Source organism: Bacteroidota bacterium (assembly GCA_016721765.1).
GTDB lineage: Bacteria > Bacteroidota > Bacteroidia > UBA4408 > UBA4408 > UBA4408.
On the sequence record JADKHO010000002.1, the window covers coordinates 940,136 to 958,174 of the forward strand.

Annotated in this window: 16 protein-coding genes; 10 read left to right on the plus strand and 6 right to left on the minus strand. The window is 33.5% G+C overall.

Going from position 1 to position 18,039, the window contains the following annotated elements; all coding sequences use genetic code 11:
• Positions 1 to 239: 239 nt before the first annotated feature.
• Positions 240 to 1,613, plus strand: a complete 1,374-nt coding sequence (locus tag IPP32_12235; protein ID MBL0048852.1) for an integrase catalytic domain-containing protein — start codon at positions 240 to 242, stop codon at positions 1,611 to 1,613.
• A 44-nt stretch (positions 1,614 to 1,657) separates the two neighbouring features.
• On the plus strand, positions 1,658 to 2,281 hold the full coding sequence (locus IPP32_12240; GenBank protein ID MBL0048853.1) for a hypothetical protein: 624 nt from the start codon (positions 1,658 to 1,660) through the stop codon (positions 2,279 to 2,281).
• Positions 2,282 to 2,425: 144 nt separating this feature from the next.
• Here IPP32_12240 and IPP32_12245 read toward each other — a convergent pair whose 3' ends face one another.
• Genes IPP32_12245 through IPP32_12270 form a run of 6 tightly spaced genes read right to left on the minus strand, consistent with a single transcriptional unit; the run spans position 2,426 to position 9,281 of the window.
• Positions 2,426 to 2,953 (minus strand): hypothetical protein, encoded by a 528-nt coding sequence (locus tag IPP32_12245; GenBank protein ID MBL0048854.1) that lies wholly within the window; start codon positions 2,951 to 2,953, stop codon positions 2,426 to 2,428.
• A 4-nt stretch (positions 2,954 to 2,957) separates the two neighbouring features.
• Positions 2,958 to 3,524, minus strand: a complete 567-nt coding sequence (locus IPP32_12250) for a hypothetical protein (protein ID MBL0048855.1) — start codon at positions 3,522 to 3,524, stop codon at positions 2,958 to 2,960.
• A 1-nt stretch (position 3,525) separates the two neighbouring features.
• Positions 3,526 to 5,511 (minus strand): T9SS type A sorting domain-containing protein, encoded by a 1,986-nt coding sequence (locus tag IPP32_12255; protein MBL0048856.1) that lies wholly within the window; start codon positions 5,509 to 5,511, stop codon positions 3,526 to 3,528.
• Between the two features lie 5 nt (positions 5,512 to 5,516).
• Positions 5,517 to 6,044: a hypothetical protein gene (locus IPP32_12260; GenBank protein ID MBL0048857.1), complete on the minus strand. Its 528-nt coding sequence runs from the start codon at positions 6,042 to 6,044 to the stop codon at positions 5,517 to 5,519.
• 1 nt (position 6,045) lies between these two features.
• Entirely contained in the window at positions 6,046 to 9,123 is a 3,078-nt protein-coding gene (locus IPP32_12265; protein MBL0048858.1) for a hypothetical protein, read from the minus strand.
• Between the two features lie 11 nt (positions 9,124 to 9,134).
• Entirely contained in the window at positions 9,135 to 9,281 is a 147-nt protein-coding gene (locus IPP32_12270; protein MBL0048859.1) for a hypothetical protein, read from the minus strand.
• Between the two features lie 1,804 nt (positions 9,282 to 11,085).
• Between IPP32_12270 and IPP32_12275 the strand changes: the two genes are divergently transcribed.
• The 8 genes from IPP32_12275 to IPP32_12310 all read left to right on the plus strand — a co-directional run bounded on the left by IPP32_12275 (position 11,086) and on the right by IPP32_12310 (position 18,036).
• The gene (locus tag IPP32_12275) at positions 11,086 to 11,577 is read left to right on the plus strand and encodes a TIR domain-containing protein (protein MBL0048860.1); all 492 of its coding nucleotides are present in this window, start codon (positions 11,086 to 11,088) and stop codon (positions 11,575 to 11,577) included.
• Positions 11,577 to 12,200 (plus strand): TIR domain-containing protein, encoded by a 624-nt coding sequence (locus IPP32_12280; protein ID MBL0048861.1) that lies wholly within the window; start codon positions 11,577 to 11,579, stop codon positions 12,198 to 12,200. The genes IPP32_12275 and IPP32_12280 overlap by 1 nt, the downstream gene beginning before the upstream one ends.
• 17 nt (positions 12,201 to 12,217) lie before the next feature.
• Complete coding sequence (locus IPP32_12285) at positions 12,218 to 12,595, plus strand: TIR domain-containing protein (protein MBL0048862.1); 378 nt, start codon at positions 12,218 to 12,220, stop codon at positions 12,593 to 12,595.
• Positions 12,596 to 12,857: 262 nt separating this feature from the next.
• Positions 12,858 to 14,420 (plus strand): N-6 DNA methylase, encoded by a 1,563-nt coding sequence (locus IPP32_12290; protein MBL0048863.1) that lies wholly within the window; start codon positions 12,858 to 12,860, stop codon positions 14,418 to 14,420.
• The gene (locus tag IPP32_12295) at positions 14,404 to 15,570 is read left to right on the plus strand and encodes a restriction endonuclease subunit S (GenBank protein ID MBL0048864.1); all 1,167 of its coding nucleotides are present in this window, start codon (positions 14,404 to 14,406) and stop codon (positions 15,568 to 15,570) included. Before IPP32_12290 ends, IPP32_12295 begins: the two co-directional genes overlap by 17 nt.
• A gap of 7 nt (positions 15,571 to 15,577) precedes the next feature.
• Positions 15,578 to 16,759 (plus strand): toll/interleukin-1 receptor domain-containing protein, encoded by a 1,182-nt coding sequence (locus tag IPP32_12300; GenBank protein MBL0048865.1) that lies wholly within the window; start codon positions 15,578 to 15,580, stop codon positions 16,757 to 16,759.
• A complete protein-coding gene (locus IPP32_12305; GenBank protein MBL0048866.1) occupies positions 16,741 to 17,337 on the plus strand; it encodes a hypothetical protein in 597 nt (198 codons plus the stop codon). Before IPP32_12300 ends, IPP32_12305 begins: the two co-directional genes overlap by 19 nt.
• A 3-nt stretch (positions 17,338 to 17,340) precedes the next feature.
• Positions 17,341 to 18,036: a TIR domain-containing protein gene (locus tag IPP32_12310; GenBank protein ID MBL0048867.1), complete on the plus strand. Its 696-nt coding sequence runs from the start codon at positions 17,341 to 17,343 to the stop codon at positions 18,034 to 18,036.
• Positions 18,037 to 18,039 lie beyond the last annotated feature (3 nt).

Sequence of the window (18,039 nt, forward strand, 5' to 3'; positions counted from 1 at the left end):
CTTGATATTCAGCACTTTAGCTACCTTTTTGCTTCTTTAATGCTTCCTGAATTGCCTGATTCTAAAGGCTTTCTATTTTTTATACCCAAATGGGTTACATACGCTTTTTAGATTTTTCGTAATCCCACACGTAATCCGTTTTTTGGCTCCTGAGTTAATAAATATACTTGGCAAAGCCTATGTTCTATGGTACCTTAGCTAATGAAGCGTCAAAGTTAGCGCCTTAAAAATCAAAGATAATGAATATTAATTTCCATCCAAGAAACCTTACAAAAAAAACACCTCAGCGTATTTGGGCTATATTTTATGCCGAAAAAAACAGAATCGCAATTGACACTAATCTGTTTGTTTCACCCAAAGATTGGAGCAGAAAAAAGAAGTGTTATTTAAGCACAAATGCCAACTCCGAAAAGCTTAATAAAATTCTTAAAGAGCAAAAAAAGCAAATTGAAATTTATGCAGAGGAATTGCTCAGTCACTTGATGAAAAACAAAAAGCGTTTTTACAAAGATGAATTTGAAAAAGAGTTGAAGGAAAAATTCGACTACTACTTCAAGTTTGGTGAAAATAAGCCGGAAGAAAAAGGTGAAGTATATGACTTCATCAGCTTTATTGATAAATACATTTCCAATCGAATGGAACTATGTGAAGGCACACATCAAACACTTCGTGGCGCGAGGAAAAATATTGTTTTGGCATTCAATCTTGCGCCAGCTAAACTGGTAAAAAAATGGAAAGCAATGAACAATTTTGAGCGAAAATTAAACCCTGATTTCTTGGAAGCTGAAAAACAACTTGACTTTTCTGAAATTAACAAATCATGGATGATGGCTTATAATACTTGGTTGATAAATGCTAATTATAGAGATAAGAACAAAGAGACCGGAATCATGGAGAATATGCCCTATTCGAAAAATTACATTGCGAAGGAAATAAAAATTGCAAAGCAATTTGCGAATGCAGCTGCCGATGAAGGGTACATAAGTAATTTAAGTTATAGAAGTGTAAAAGCGCAATGGGAAGAAGCAGATACAATTGCCCTATCATGGCAAGAAATTGCAAAACTTAAAGCATTAGAACTTGACCCGAATACTACAGAAGGTAAGGTAAGAAACCTATTTGTTTTTAATTGCTATTGCGGCTTACGATGGAGTGATTTAGTGCGCCTCGACAATAGCCGATTCTCAAGAGAAGGCAATCAACTGTTTCTAAGCATTCGCATGAAAAAGACAGATACATCCATTGGATTTCCAATTCTACCGGCTGCCGAAGAAATAATGAGAATTTATAATTACCGACTACCCAACGTTTGTGTGCAAATATTTTGCGAAAAGATTAAAAAAATCTGTTTGAAAGCCGGTATCACAGAATTGGAAACCAAGCGTGAAACAAGAGGTGGAAGGAAATTAATCTTCTCCATTCCCCGCTATAAAATGGTAAGCAGTCATACTGGAAGAAGAACATTTGCCACCAATTTTGAAGCAATGGGAGTAGCCTTAAATGAATTGATGGCAATTACAGGACATACAACCGAAAAGGCATTTCGAAAATATGTAAAGAAAAGAGTGGAAACCAAATTTGCAAGTTTCTTAGCTGCGGGTGCAACTGTATAACTAACTCAAATCAACAAAAAATCAACTAAACAATTACCATAACCATGAATACAATTAAAACAATAACGCTCATTTGTAAATGCTGCGATCGAGAATTTATTCCAACCCGAATGGATGCAAAATTCTGTTCCGGTGCTTGCAAACAAAAAGCTTACAACCGAAGAGTGAAACAAAACATTTTAAAATACGGGAATAATTGTTCAGCCCCAGAAAGGCAGCGGATTGACAGAATAAATGCCATTGAAATAAGGTTAGAACAGAAACTAAAGGAAAGTAGCATAGCCCCTACCCCAGCCACCGAAGATATTTCAAAATCAATGGAAGCGTTTTTCGCTAAAATGAAGCAGGATGATGAAAACAGAAAAGTCAAAGACGCCAATCAGCGCTTGAAAGAATGCCTGAATGAAATTTTGGAATATTCGCAACAAGAAGAAATTTCTCGATGGAGACTTATTTCACTTTGTAATTCCGTTGAAAGAAAGCTCGGAACAAGAATTTTTTCGTTGCCTATTGGATACAAATACACCTGCTTTATTAATGATACCTTATTACCAAAGGTAATGAATTTAAGGGATGTACTTAATAATTCAAACGAGCGATATGTAAAAATGGAATTACACGAATTTCTTGAAAAACAAATTATAGAAATATTGAGCCAATTGGGATAATGCAGATTTAGAATTCTTTTGATTTATTAAAGTTTTTACCAACTAATTCAATAATTGAGAGTGATCAAATAGGGTTTGTTTTAGCGGAATTCCCAATCTTGTCAAAAAAACTATTATTGAAATTTATAAACATTTTGGGGGTTATCAATAGACCAAAAAATAACTAAGGCCTACAAATTTTCCGTTAGTAATAATAACTGTATCGTGTATGGTAGGCTCTACTAAAGTACCTGAAAATGTTCCACTCACTTTATGGCTTATGCTGTCATTGGCAGTTATCTGTACTGAAGCTGCAAAAGCTACGTAATTATCATAGTAAACACCTGCTACCGTGCGCGACAATTCAACGGATGCTGTTGGATAACTCATTTGTGTTGCTGGTAGACTTAAATTTATTCCCGGAAAAGTAAAACCAAATCCAACGAAGTTTGAATCAATTATTCCCCCACAAACTAAAATTTTGAAATTTGATAAAGTATCAATGTAAAATGGATTGTTATCGGCTGAATCAGTATTAAAAAGCGTCCCATTTAAATTGCAGGAAAATTTTTTTAATGCTGCTGTGCTTGGTGGAATTTTAGCATCTTCCGATGAAGCAGGATTTTGTTCGTCTTTTTTGCATGCGCAAAATATCAGAATAAAAGAAATTATAATTATTTTTGTTATTTGCATCTTATTAATTTATAAAAATCGAGTTAAAGAAATTATTTTTTAAAATACTCAAATCGGTTTCTCTTCGTTTTAAACCTATTAAAATAAAAGTATAAATGTCATGTCCGTTGTAGTAAATTCTTGTATGAAGTTCCTTTTCTGTTTGGTCTTCCTCATCAATATATGCCACACCAATTTCAGCACATTTTAAGTTTGTATCAGCTTGTTCAATAAGGTTGAAATAAAGTTCTGTTGTGCTATCGTGTAAGCTTTGGAACATAATACGATTCAAATAAAGTGGGTCGGCTAATGAATCGTTAGCTTGCATATAGTTTGAGTCATCTGTCGAAATGCCTTGATTCATAGACGCTCTAAAGGATGAATCAGATTTTACAAACTGAATAAAATACTGAGTACTATCAACATCTGATTCAGCAACGAATAATAATAACCCTAAAGTGTCGAGTTCTTTAGATGGAGGAATTGAAATGTCAAATCCAAATACAGGATTAGTATTTCGAATTTGAAAAGTAGATTGAGGAAACGATGATTCGCAAATAAGTAGTGCAACAAAAAGGAAATATTTTTTCATTTTATTTAGACTTAATAAGTTTTAATGATTTGGTTTTCCCATTAATCTCAACTGTTACAAGGTAGAAGCCCTTGTCTAGTGCCTCTGTTGAAAAACTCAAAAGTGAATTTGATTCACTCACCAAGCCAGAGGAAAGTATCTTAATTAATTTTCCTTCAATCGACCTAAGTTCAATGGTAGCCCAACAAGGCATTTCAATAGAAAGATTTAAATTTATGTTTTCATTAAATGGTACTGGAAAGGCTGTAGCTTCAAAATTAATATTTACATTCTTTTGCTGCTTTAAATTTGACAAAACCGAATTTGAAATGGATTTTGCCGAAAGTTTTCTTTCAAAAACATCACCGTCATCAACACATTCTACATCATCAATGTGGGCATAAAAATTTGCTTGTGCATCAACGGTAAAATTCGTAGTTAAATCAATGCTTTTTCCCGCTCTATATTCAACATCTCCAGAATTTGAAATATGGTTGCTTGCAGTTATTGTATTATGACTTATGATATCAGCTGGGTCACTTGAACTCCCATAATTTGATAAAGTTGGAAAATCAGTTATCATGGTATTATTGTATAAATCGTAAAAATACTTCTTTGTTGGCTCATTCTTAGTTAGGCATACTAAATTATACAATACCATATAATCTAATCCATGATACTCTCCAGGAAAATCAGGGTCACATTCACCTCTTCTTTCAGGTTCAACTAATAAAGTTGATGAAGACCAATTGTAACTTTGGTATAATACAGTATTACAATCTTCACTAAAGTTATAAGGACCATAACACGGAGCTTCATCCAATAAATTTCGGTAATATGGATTACCATGCCAATCCGCTATTCCGTATAAATACTGATTAAGAAGTGGTAGGTCTACTCTTGGATGCTTATGGCTTAAATCTGTACTATAAAGGTTTATTTTAGCTCCAAATGGAAGGACATGATTATTATTTACATAATAAGGTCCTGAAAATGTCAAACACTCTAAAAATTTCAGCCCTTGACTTGACCAGAATACAAAGGGCGCACCAACCATATATTTATAAACCTTTTCTAGTTTTTTCCAAGCTTGATCAGCGGTTTTAATAATCTTGGTAGGATTATTATGGTTCGCGAAATTTAGATTGGCAAACGAAAGTGCGGGAGCTTGTAAATACGCACTTGCTGTACCGTTAAGGGTAGGCGTGCCAGTTGGATCATATATACGCCAATTCCATGGTGTATTAACTAATGTACCAGAATGGTGGATATAATCAATTATTCGTTTCATTATTTCTTTTGCTTCATTAGAAAAACTATATGGACCATCCATAAAATTTAAACTCGGGCTAACAGAAGAGGGCATTTTATTTATTAATACATTTAATGCCATATATAAATGAAGTACTTGATCAATACTCATTTCAAATTCAGGAAGCATATGCTCCTTGGATGCTATCCACATAGCACCTAAATTATCAATACGAGAATTTTGTGATTTATTATTCAAATGATCTATAACCGATTGATATGATGTATTATTTTTTTGGTGAAGCGCATCATCCCAACAATTAAAACACAAATCCTCCCTCATTAAAAATCCATTCAAAGATGTAGTAAATCCCCACCATGACTCGCAATAATGATCGAGTCTATTTATTGCCTCAACAGCGTAATATAATTCATTTAATGTAGCATCAGTATTTTGACCGTTTTGTGTTAATAAATCATATTCTGTAACTAAAGCTATTATATAGTAAGATAATGTTATAGTTCCATCAGCACCTTCTTCCCATGTGCCTCCTGGAGTAGGATGGAAATCTGTTCTAAAACTTGCCGGTATGCTCTCGCCATGTCCAGCGCCAATATCAAGCATAAATTTTGTCCTAAGCCTCTCTCTGTAATACCAGTATTTTAATTGCCTTTGCTGGTCATCGGATATTTGTGCAACTGCAAAGTGTTGCAAAAACAAGAAAAAAATAAAAATCAATAATAAATTTCGTTTCATATTCATTAACTTTTAAAATGTATCCAAATATATTTTCCATTATAAGTTAGTTCAAGCCAAAGTTCACTTTTAGTTAGTCGCTTAATTCTATATTCAACATAATCATCCGTAAAAAATGGCCCAACTTCCTTATACTTTAAGTTTACAATGTCTGAAGTTCGAATAATATTCATAATTAAATATTTTCCATTTTCGCTCAGCTTATAAGAACCTGGCAGATGAGAATAATAGATAGACCCTGTAATATTAACTCGCACATCAATTGGTGCGTAATTAAAACAAGTTCCATCACTTGGCTCAATAAATTTTGCTCTAAATTTATTATCAATTATGCCTAAAGCTTTATAAACCGCCTCTGTAGAATCAATGCCATCAATATAGATATAAGAAAGCGTCCATGTCCTTTCTAGCCTTTTACATTTAGAAGTAAAACTAATTAAGGGACCTTCTTCATATTTTCTTTTACAGGATGCCAATACTGCAAATGCCATTCCTAGAAGAAAAAAAAATTTAATTCTAACTTTAAAATTCATGTTATCTTAATTTTTCAATCTCAATTTTCAACAAGTCATTTTCCTTTTTAAGCTCAATCATATGCAAGGTAAGTTCCTCAACACTTTTTAATAGTTTCACTTGCATTTCTAACAAATCTACACCATTTTCTTGTGCTTCACATTCTGTTGGCATATCGGGTAAATGTTTGTTTTTTGCAATGAAAGCTTCAAGTTCATTTAGTGGCATCCTTTTATAATTTTTGTCAAACACATAATCTGCCCAACCTGCAGTTGCACCGATATCTACCTTCACTCTTTCTGTTCGTATTCCGTGTGTAACGTACAAATCATAATCTGCTGAAAATCCACCTATTTTAATATCCTTACCTATACCAACTTTACCGGTAGCAGTAATAATCATTTTAACATTTTGTAAAACTGAGGCATCTGTAGTAGTAACTTCACCGGAATTGTCACCCGGTATTGTTGCAAATCTTAAGTCACCTGCAAGTGACCCCATTATTACTGATGCCCCATTTCCTGAATTGTCTTTAAAGGTCCAAGTTCCAGCTTCTGAATTTGCTGCCTTTTGGCGTGCGGCATTAAAACCTAAATAATTGGTTATCCACTCATTTCCATAGCTCCAAAATCCACCCATCGAAATGCTACCAACCCCTTGTCCTACCTGAAATTGAGCATTTGGGGCATTATTACCAATTCCAACATTACCAAAACTATAATTATTTGCATTATCCAAAAAAGGTTTAATAAAAATGGAAGGTTGATTCGGATCACCAAATAATGTTTTTCCATTGGCATTAATCGAAAAAACTTCATTATTTAAATTATTGGCTTTTAGAAAGCCTCCTATTAATTTTGTTACAGTAGAACTAGATATTAATTGGGCAGTGTATGCTGGATCACTAGAGGTTTCAACTCGCAGCCCTTCTTCTCCCATAGGAGCAATTACATCTAAATAAGTGGATGGGATGCTTGTTCCAATACCCACTCTACCGGATGGCCTGTAAACATTAACACCATTCGTTTCCCATAAGCCAATTCCATTGAGCGTATTGGTGGAAACATAACTCAGTTTCCCATTCGCATCCGATTGAACTAAATTATATGCATTTGGTCCATTTGCTAATCCCGAAATTCGCACCTCCCCTTGTACATCTAATTGTTCTTGCGGGTCATCGGTTCCAATTCCCACATAACTTGTGGTTAAAATACTTCCATCAAAAAAAGGTTTTATAAATAATGAAGGTTCGGTTGTTGTAACATCACTACCAATTCTTGTTTCACCATCTCCTTTAATTGAAAAAAGTTCTTGATCCCAACTTCCGTTAAATGAGGTGCCGCTTATTATTTTAGTGCGTATATCATATACCGAGAGTTGGGTGTTTTTTTGAGGATATAATCCTCCATTTGGCGTAGTTGTTAAAACTTTTAAGCCGGTATTTGCAACTGAATTAATGTTTGCTGTTACTTCCGGTGAACCGCTTGGCACATAAGGGCCACCTATTTCAAAATGTTTTCCAACTCTAACTACCCCAGAGTTATAACCAGGATCTGTATTTGTGCAAATGGAAACGTCTCTTCCACAAAAATAATTTATTAAAAGCCCGTTGTTTGTGCCCCCATTATTATCGGTGCCTTGCACATCAATTAATCCACTTCCATCCCAAGGTGCCGAACCCATTATTAGCGCTGAATTGGTGCTTCCTATAGGGTTGGATGGAAGTGAAGTCATAAATCCTTCAAATAAAAATTTGGTATTTGTCCCACCCAAATTTGGGCTAATACAGGTAGGCGCATTGGCATTGACTCTTCCAAAATACACTGTTTTTTCGCCAGCTATTGAGTCACTTATAATTTTTAAAGTTTTTGATGGATTTAAAGCTATCCCTGCTTCGGCACTTATTAATTTACTAAATTTTGTTCCGCTCGAAGTAAAACGCATTGTTTCGGAATTAAAACGCTTAAACACCAAATCTTTATTATCAGCTGTACCAATATATTGGGTGGTGGGGTCAATACCTGTGTTACCGGACATTGACCAATCCTCACGCTCGGGTGCTATAATAAAAGCTGTTTTTTCGGTGGTACATCCTGCTGCATCCACTATCGCAACGGAATAAACACCTGCCGCAAGATTATTCGGGTTTTGAACATGCGAACCATTATTCCACGTATAAGTATAAGGGGCTGTACCACTTGTTATAGATAAATTAATACTACCGTTGTTACATGTATTACATGATGTGTTTTTGTTATTAGAATATACAAATGGAGTTGCTGTTGCTGAAATTTCAGGCGATCGTGTCATTGATATATAAGCCCTATCTTCAGCACCATTTGCATCCATAACCAAGACGCCATAAACTCCTTCCTCTAATACATCAGTTACATTTTGTGTACTTGGTCCATGCTCCCAAACAAAAGAGTAGGAATTAGTCCCACCTGAAACTTGTAAGTTAATAGAGCCGGCTATTCCACACCCTATATTGTAATTTCCAACAACTTTAGGACTAGTAATACTTACAATATGTAAGACAGTTGGTTCAATTAAAGTTACGCTACCAAATGCTGTACAATTAGTAGCATCATGCACGGTAATTGAATAAGTTCCGGCACTTACATCAGTTATATTATCACTAGAAGTACTTCCATTGCTCCATAAATAAGTATAAGGTGGCACACCTCCTGAAACTTCAACTTTAACTTCACCATCACTCCCACCATTTTCGGAAATATGATACCCACCATTTTTTTCAGTTGGAATTAAAGCTGCATTAAATGGCTCAGGTTCAACCAAACCAATAGCCCTAACTACACTTGCCCCATTTGATGCAGTTACTGTAACACTATAGTCGCCTGCAATCAAATTTGAACGATTCCTTGTTGTAATTCCGTCATTCCAAACATAGGTGTATGGGGCGACTCCACCTGTTATAAACAAATTAATTGAGCCGGTGTTTGCACCGTGGCAACTTATATTATAACCACCGACATACAAAGAAGGTGTTAACTGCACATCAAATTCCTGAGCGCTTACTGCTGAACTAAATAAAAGCATTAAAAATGCAGTTCTAAAAAGAAAGGATAATTTTTTCATGAGGTAGCGTTTTAGTTATAAATTGGGATAAAAGGATTGGCGATACAAGGTTGAACAAAGGATTTTGGATTGTCAATACTCAAAAAGGATGATATTTGAGTGATTACAAAAAAGGCGCTTGGAAATTGCTTAGAAAGAGAATGGGTAGTTCTTATCATGTAGTTCGGTTTTAAAAATTAAAACTCCAACCTTACATTTTTCACTCAATTTTTTAAGTGAAAATCCTTCTAAGTAAAAAGCCTAAATAAAATGCATTTGGGCGATGAATTATTTGATGGGGTCAATTAAAGAAAAATAAATTGAAATGTCAATCCGTATTTCTACGGAAAATTCAATTATTTTTTGGATAGCTACAAACCAATGATAGAAAGGAATCAAACAATTTATTTGCGAATATCGCAAATTTTTGTTTAAATTTTTTTCGGCAGATTTGATAAAACAGGAGCAAAATATTGGCGATTTTAGCGGGAACGAAAAGCAAGAAAAAAACTCCCTTTTTTTTAGAAATAAAACATGCCATTTTTTACTTCCAATTCATTTAATAATTTTCTTTGAGCGGCTAATTATTTATCTAAGCATGAAATAGATTTAAGGCAAAATACTCCTGTCGCAAATTGTTTTTTGCATTGTTGCCTGCAAGCTTTTATAATGGCTAAACCCAATTTCATTTTTCTGGATTCTGAATTAGAGCGATTTTGATGTTATAACTTGTTGTAGCAAGATAACTGCTAAAGATTTCTAGGCATTTTATTTTCGAAAAATCAAATAGCTGCTTTTATACTTTTATTTCAAGCTTTAACTAAGCTATTCCTAATCAAACAAAAATAATTGCTGGCTTTTCGAAGAAATTTCGAATAGCTCCCAAACGATTACTCAATTCAAACACAGTTTAACTCGATGTGAATTAAAAATAACGGACTTTATCCAAGCAATTCTAGACTTCTCACTTAAAATAATGGATTGTTGCCAATGTATTTCTGATAATTTGAAGCTTTTTGGAGCATATTACAAGAGTTTTTCTAAAGTGTAACCTGTTTGCATAGTATTTTAATGTTATTTAGATGGCATTTTTATGCCTTTTACATACCATTTACATAGATTTTAATGTTATTTACAGGCTTATCCGTAACAATAACACAGTTTTATACAAGAATTACAGACTTATCCGTAACAATAACACGGTTTATCACATTAATAACTCATTTATCCGTAACAATAATTCATTTTTTCGAATCAATTACAGACTTAGCCGTAACAAATAAGTGCTGTAAACTACTGAATTTACACGGTTTTATGAAATGGGATGATAAATTCCACGCATTTTAGCTTAGTGTCGCTCACATTTGAATTAGGCAATTGCTAAAAGATATCATTTTCACCGTTTCCTGACTTGCGCATTTCCATTTCAGAAAACAAAAAAACTCAAGCCAAATTTTGCTTTTTGTGTTTTACAATTTTCGAATATTTTTCTCCCCCATTTTCCAAAATCTGACGGAATTTTCCGGTCCCGTTTTTTGCAGAAATCGCAAAAATAGTTAGCAATCATTTACCAGCGTTGAGCTACAGCTATTTTTAAGATAGTTGCATTTTCCGTATTTCTACGGATTGATAATTCGATTATTTTTTTATTGCTTTAGCGGGATTTAATTTATTAAAGTGGCTAGGGATAAATTTGAGTTCTTTGAATTATTTTGATAAATAACATTAAAACAAGCTGAAAGCAATAATAAAAGTGGATAAACTATCTTGATAAATTTTTTAAGACCTAATAATGCACTTTATTTTGGGTAAATAGGGATTGAAAATATAAAATATTCTTTTTGAAAGCACCTGAAAAATATTATGATGGAATAGAGTGGATAATTCCAATAATTACAGATTTAGTGTCTGATAAATTATCAGCAAAAGAAATAATTAAAAAAGTAATCACAATTATTCAAACAATAAATAAATAAATAGGTCATGGCAAGAAAAACATTCTTTAGCTTCCATTATGAAAATGATGTATGGAGAGCAAATCAAGTTAGAAATAGTTGGGTAACCAAGGACAATAACGAAGCGGCTGGCTTTATTGATTTTGCAGATTTTGAGAAAGTAGAGAAAGAAGGAGAGACTGCAATAAAGCAATGGATAGATAAACAGCTTGAAGGAACTTCTGTAACTGTTGTATTGATTGGTTCAGACACCAACAATCGTCCGTATGTAAAATATGAGTTAGAAAAAAGCTGGGAAAAGGGCAATGGCATTTTGGGTATTTATATTCATCAACAAAAGAATAAAGACGGGAAAATTGATAAAAAGGGAAGTAATTCATTTGGCCCTCTCTTTAAAAAGAGTTCTGATGACAAGCAATATTTTTGGGAACGATTTGAAACTTATGACTGGGTTGATGATGACGGTTATAATAACATGGGAAAATGGATTGAATTAGCAGCAAAAAAAGCAGGTAGATAATGGCAAGATATGTTTTTTTTAGTTTCGCTTATGACGATGTAAAGAACTTCAAAGTAAACGTTGTTCGGCACAGTTGGCTAATCAATAAAAATGAAGAAACTTTTATTGATGGTTCAATTTGGGAAAAGGATAAAACCAAAGGTTCAATAGCAATAATGAAGCTTATTGAGAATGGTTTAAACAAAACATCGGTAACGGCAATTCTAATTGGAGAAGAAACGGCAAATAGGCGTTGGGTTAATTATGAACTAATAAAAAGTTTTGACCGAGGAAACGGAATTTTAGGAGTTTATATTAATAGAATCAGAGGCAAACAACAAGCAATTTCAGCAAGAGGCCTTAATCCACTTGACCGTCTTGCATTTCAAATTTCAGAGGATGGAAGGAAAATTCGGTTTTATGAATTGATAAATCGCAAATGGGTCGTTTACTCTGACTTACCTGAAATAAATAATAAGAAGTCAAATACACTTTACTTTGAAGATAGCTTTTGGAAGGGTAATGATTTTGGAAAATCATTTCGCTTTTCTGAAATGTTCAATACTTTTTGTTGGATAAATGATGATGGACACAAAAACTTTTCATCTTGGGTTGAAGAAGCGGCAAATGAAGCAGGACGATAAACATAAAATATATTTTCATGAGTAAATCAATTTTTATTAGTTGCGTTTTTGAAGACAGTCATAGAATTGAGTCAATAAAAAAATGGGCTATGAACAACCGACTTGGGGATGTAATAATTACCCATGAAACGGAAGATAAACGCCCACTTGGTAAAGATGCAATCAAGAAACATATTCAAAGCAAAATTGAAGGCGCTGCCATAATATTAGTATTGATTGGACAAGACACACATAATCATGAATGGATTGAAGCAGAAGTTGAGCTTGCAAACAGTTTTCATAAAGAAATTATTTGCGTTAGAGTTCCTCAAACCAAAGGTGCAGCTCCAATTTTGCTGGCAAATAAACGTTTAATTAGTTTTGACCCTGACGCTATTAAAAAGCTAATTTCATAGACTATACTTAAACAGAATAAAGAGACAAAAAGCACAGAGCAAATGGATCATTTGAAAAAAGATAGATATCAAGTTCCGTAGATTATTTTTACAACGTACGTCTTTTTTAATTCAATTTTATTGCCATCTCACAAATAATAAATTTGGTTTTGCCTAAGTCATAAGCAAAACCTTTGTAAACATTTATTGTCCACGCAACAACAATAACTTTAAGTATTTATAACTTAGCAAATTCCTAGACTTAAAATACTTATACCCAAAAATGGCAAAACAAAAAAAAGAAGTAAAAGAAAAAAGCATTGAAGTTACCCTTTGGGAAGCAGCTAATAAATTGAGAGGTAGCGTAGAGCCTGCCGAATACAAACACGTAGTATTAGGCCTGATTTTCTTAAAGTTTGCCAGTGACAAGTTTGAAGAACATCGAGCCAAATTGATTGCAGAAGGCAAAGACAAATACCTTGAACTGGCTGACTTCTACAATATGAGCAACGTATTCTTTTTGGAAGAAACAAGCCGGTGGAGTCTCCTTATAAAAAAGTCAAAACAAAACGACATTGCATTGCTCATTGACACAGCATTGCATACTATTGAAAAAAACAACAAAGCACTGAAAGGTGCATTGCCCGACAATTACTTTTCTCGTTTGGGTTTGGATGTAACCAAACTAGCTTCTTTGCTTGATACCATTAACGACATTGACACCATCAAAGACCCGAAGCAAGATGTTGTTGGGAAAGTGTATGAATACTTTCTTTCAAAATTTGCATTGGCAGAAGGAAAAGGCAAAGGAGAATTTTACACCCCCAAAAGCATTGTAAACCTGATTGCCGAAATGATTGAACCTTACAAGGGAATTATCTATGACCCAGCTTGTGGTTCGGGTGGAATGTTTGTGCAGAGTATTAAGTTTATTGAAGCACACCACGGCAACAAAAAAGAAATTAGCATTTACGGACAGGAATACACCAACACGACTTACAAACTGGCGAAAATGAATTTGGCCATTAGAGGCATTAGTGGCAATCTTGGTGAAAAAGCTGCCGACACTTTTGCAGACGATCAACACAAAGACCTTAAAGCAGATTACATAATGGCTAATCCACCTTTTAACCAAAAAGATTGGCGTGCCGAGAACGAATTGAAAGACGACCCACGTTGGAGAGGCTATGATGTGCCTCCCAAAAGCAACGCCAATTATGGTTGGATATTAAATATGGTTTCTAAACTTTCCGACAATGGTATTGCAGGTTTTATATTGGCAAACGGTGCATTGAGTGGCGGTGGCGAAGAATATAAAATACGCAGAAAACTGATTGAAAATAAATTGGTGGAAGCCATTTTGGTATTGCCACGTAATTTGTTTTATACCACCGACATCAGCGTTACGCTTTGGATTGTGAACAAAAACAAAAAAGCACAAAATAAAAAAGTGGGAGTCGAAACCCGCAACAACCGTGACCGTGAAAAGGAAATCTTATTTATGGATTTGCGACAAATGGGCGAACCATTTGAAAAGAAATACACACAGTTTTCTGAGACTGATATTCAAAAAGTAACAAGTACATACCACCAATGGCAAACTAAAAATATTGAAAACGTTCCTGAATTCTGCTATTCGGCAACGTTTGATGAAGTAGCCAAAAAAGATTTTTCACTCGTTCCGAGCAAATACATTGAGTTTGTAAACCGTGACGAGAATATTGACTTTGACAAAAAAATGCAAATCCTGCAAAACGAATTTGCAGGATTACTAAAAGCAGAAGCTAATTCAAAAAATGATTTACTAACCGTGTTTAAAGAATTGGGTTATGAAATCACATTATAAACCATTGGGTAAATACATACAACTTGTTGTAGGTCGCAACAATGAGTTGGGAGATTTACCATTAATGGGCTTGAGTATTTCAAAAAAATTTATTCCTTCTATTGCGAATACAATAGGAACTGATATGTCAACATACAGAACCATTTATAAAAATCAGTTCGCTTATGGTCCTGTAACATCAAGAAACGGAGATAAATTTACAATTGCTTTGTTTAATGATTATGACAAAGCGTTGATTTCACAAGCATATATTCCTTTTGAAGTAAAAGACAGCAACGAACTTGAACCCGAATATTTGATGATGTGGTTTCGCAGACCTGAGTTTGACCGTTACGCAAGATTTAAAAGTCACGGCAGTGCAAGAGAAATTTTTGATTGGGAAGAAATGTGTAATACACTTCTGCCAGTTCCCCACCCCGACAAACAACGAGAAATAGTAAAAGAATACAACACCATACAAAACCGCATAGCACTCAACCAGCAACTGATACAAAAACTCGAAGAAACCGCACAAGCTATTTATAGGCAGTGGTTTGTGGAAGGTATTGATTTACAGAATTTGCCAGAGGGGTGGACAATTGGTGATTTAAGTATGATTTCCAAAAAAATATTTAGCGGTGGTACTCCGTCAACTGAAGTTGATGAATATTGGAATGGTGATTATTACTGGTTTTCTTCTGGTGAGACTGGCTATAAATATATTCTTAGTACAGAAAAAAAAATCACTAAGGAAGGTATAAAGAACTCTACCACAAAAAAAACACAAAGATTAAGTACTGTAATTGCAACTGCGGGTCAGGGTAAAACTAGAGGTCAATCTGCTCTAATTTTTAATGATGTTTATATTAACCAATCTGTTATCTCTGTAGAACCAATAAGTACTGAATATTCATATTTCATTTTCCTGAACATTAATTCAAGATACGAGGAATTAAGAAATGATTCTGATGCTCAAAGTATCAGAGGTAGCATCAATTCAAATGACATTAAAGGGTTGTCAACGATAGTGCCACTAAATGACATTATGCTAAAGTTTCACAAGACCGTTTCTCCTTTTTTTGAAATAATTGAGAATAAAATGAAACAAAACCAAATGCTAAAGGAACTGAAAGATTTGCTTCTTTCGAAATTAGCGACAATAGAAAATTAAAAAAAATATGAGATATAAATATCAGCTAATAATATTAGGCAGTAAAGTTTCAATAATTGATGATGTGATAGAATTGTTTTCTAAAAAATTAGAAGATTTGAAATTGCCAGATAGTTCTGTTAAAATTATTAATTCAGGTAATTTTGAAGCTGAATACCTAGGTAATCAGCCGGCATTTGTATTTTATTTTGGTGATGTGGTTGGAAATTTTAAGGATTTGGATATTACTCAGAGGTTATTGAATGAAGGCACTATGATATTGCCTATTTATTTTAATAATGATTCCTTCTCAAAGGAAATACCATGCATTTTAGAAAACCAAAATGGTATTCAGTACAAAAAAATTGAAGAAGACAGAATAGTAAATATTGCATTAGAATCTTTTGAACTATTAAACAATACAAGAAAAATATTTATTAGTTATAAAAGAAATGAATCAACATCAGTTGCCATTCAATTATTTGAAGCTTTAGAAGCGCATAATTTTGATGTTTTTTTAGATACTCATTCAATAGGTAAAGCTGAAGCGTTTCAAGAAGAATTATGGCACAAAATGACGGATTGTGATGTAATTCTACTACTGAATACACCAAATTTTCTGAATAGTCATTGGTGTAAAGAAGAATTTGCAGAAGCTGGTGCTAAACAAATTGGTATTGTTCAATTGGTTTGGCCAAATCATAATGTAAAAATGGATGATACATCTCATATCAGTTTTCCAAAGCAATTAATTAAAGAAAATTTCATTGCCGATTTATTTGATGACAGGGATAAATCAAAATTAAAAGATGATATAGTTGAAGAGATAATCAAAGAGGTTGAATCAGTTAGAGCGAGGAATTTAGCCGCACGGCAAGATAATTTAATTACAGAATTTAGAAATATTGCTGATAGAATTGGAAAAAAAATCACTTTACAACCAGAAAGATTTTTGACAGAAGATTTGTCAAACGGTGAAAGAAGAATATATATACCAACGATTGGTATACCACAGTCAACAAGTTGTCAATCTGCTGAAATAAGAAATGAATTATTAAACTATGGTAATATCAGCATTAGGTTAATTTATGATGATATACGGATAAGAGAAAAATGGATTAATCATCTAGATTGGTTAAATAAAAATTTAAATGTAGATATCAAGACATTAAAAAAACAAGAATTTGAATCATGGCTAAGCAAGAATTAAAAAATATTTTTCTATCTGCAAGTATTCCTTTGCCGGACAGAGATCCAAAATATATAGAGACTGCTGATATTATTGCTATCCGAGATGCTGTTATAGCTCTAACAACAGTTGTGCTACCATATCATAGAATTATTTGGGGTGGTCATCCATCAATTACTCCTTTAATTTATTATGTAATGGATAAATTGAAATTAAATGTACAAAATCATGTTACTCTTTATCAATCAGAGTTCTTTAAAGAAAAGTTTCATGAAGACAATAATAAATTTGAAAATGTAATACTTACTGAAAACCTAGGTGACATTCCTTCAAGTGTTAAAAGAATGCGTGAAATAATATTTTCTGAGAATAAATTTGTTGCTGCAGTTTTTATAGGTGGTATGGATGGAATTGAAGTTGAATTTAATATGTTTCGAGAATATCATCCGGATGCTATTTTATTGCCAATTTCAAGTGCAGGAGCAGCTTCTAAAGTTGTTTATGAAAATCTTCTGCCTGCAGAATTTAAAAATGAAATGCTGGTTAAGAATTATGCTTATATGTCTTTATTTCAAAATTTGTTAATCGATAAAATTTAGTTTATGGCAAGAAATGTTTTTGTTTCATACAAATATTCTGACTCAAAAGTTCAAGACTTAGAGCTTTTTGAGATAGTTAATTATTTTGGTTCTAATATGAGACGTAAAATCACTACTACTGCTCGGCACTATGTAGACAAAGTAGCTGAAAAGCTGGAAAAGGAAGACCACATCTTTAAAGGAGAAGATGATAATGAAAGCATGGAGACACTTGCTGATTCAACCATTGGTTCAAAGTTAGGTGATAAGATATTTTACAGTAGCGTAACAATAGTGTTAATCTCTAAAGGAATGAAAGAACCTTTCAAGGCAGATAAAGACCAATGGATTCCTTGGGAAATATCTTATTCATTAAAACAACAAGATAGGCAAGATCAAAAAAGCAAAACCAATGGAGTTATAGCAGTTGTGTTACCTGATGAACTAGGCAGTTATGACTACTATATTACAAGAGATGAAGAATGTAATTGCCGGTCATTAAATACGCCTATTCTCTTTGAAATACTAAGAGAAAATATGTTCAATGTAAAAGTCCCTAACAGACGACTTTGCAATGGTAGCTATGTTTACACAGGTGATGCTTCATATATCCCGTCAATTAAATGGGAGGATTTTATTATTAAACCTTCAACATACATTGATAAGGCAATAGAACTAAGAGACAGAAAGGAAGATTTTGAATTAAGAAAAAATTTGTAACAA

What these genes read in the sequence shown, in the direction of transcription:
- IPP32_12255 (MBL0048856.1), bottom strand. Translation starts at nt 5,511, where the DNA reads ATGAAACGAAATTTATTATTGATTTTTATTTTTTTCTTGTTTTTGCAA.
- IPP32_12265 (MBL0048858.1), bottom strand. Translation starts at nt 9,123, where the DNA reads ATGAAAAAATTATCCTTTCTTTTTAGAACTGCATTTTTAATGCTTTTA.
- IPP32_12235 (MBL0048852.1), top strand. Translation starts at nt 240, where the DNA reads ATGAATATTAATTTCCATCCAAGAAACCTTACAAAAAAAACACCTCAG.
- IPP32_12285 (MBL0048862.1), top strand. Translation starts at nt 12,218, where the DNA reads ATGAGTAAATCAATTTTTATTAGTTGCGTTTTTGAAGACAGTCATAGA.
- IPP32_12250 (MBL0048855.1), bottom strand. Translation starts at nt 3,524, where the DNA reads ATGAAAAAATATTTCCTTTTTGTTGCACTACTTATTTGCGAATCATCG.
- IPP32_12300 (MBL0048865.1), top strand. Translation starts at nt 15,578, where the DNA reads ATGAGATATAAATATCAGCTAATAATATTAGGCAGTAAAGTTTCAATA.
- IPP32_12260 (MBL0048857.1), bottom strand. Translation starts at nt 6,044, where the DNA reads ATGAATTTTAAAGTTAGAATTAAATTTTTTTTTCTTCTAGGAATGGCA.
- IPP32_12240 (MBL0048853.1), top strand. Translation starts at nt 1,658, where the DNA reads ATGAATACAATTAAAACAATAACGCTCATTTGTAAATGCTGCGATCGA.
- IPP32_12305 (MBL0048866.1), top strand. Translation starts at nt 16,741, where the DNA reads ATGGCTAAGCAAGAATTAAAAAATATTTTTCTATCTGCAAGTATTCCT.
- IPP32_12245 (MBL0048854.1), bottom strand. Translation starts at nt 2,953, where the DNA reads ATGCAAATAACAAAAATAATTATAATTTCTTTTATTCTGATATTTTGC.
- IPP32_12280 (MBL0048861.1), top strand. Translation starts at nt 11,577, where the DNA reads ATGGCAAGATATGTTTTTTTTAGTTTCGCTTATGACGATGTAAAGAAC.
- IPP32_12275 (MBL0048860.1), top strand. Translation starts at nt 11,086, where the DNA reads ATGGCAAGAAAAACATTCTTTAGCTTCCATTATGAAAATGATGTATGG.
- IPP32_12270 (MBL0048859.1), bottom strand. Translation starts at nt 9,281, where the DNA reads ATGATAAGAACTACCCATTCTCTTTCTAAGCAATTTCCAAGCGCCTTT.
- IPP32_12295 (MBL0048864.1), top strand. Translation starts at nt 14,404, where the DNA reads ATGAAATCACATTATAAACCATTGGGTAAATACATACAACTTGTTGTA.
- IPP32_12290 (MBL0048863.1), top strand. Translation starts at nt 12,858, where the DNA reads ATGGCAAAACAAAAAAAAGAAGTAAAAGAAAAAAGCATTGAAGTTACC.
- IPP32_12310 (MBL0048867.1), top strand. Translation starts at nt 17,341, where the DNA reads ATGGCAAGAAATGTTTTTGTTTCATACAAATATTCTGACTCAAAAGTT.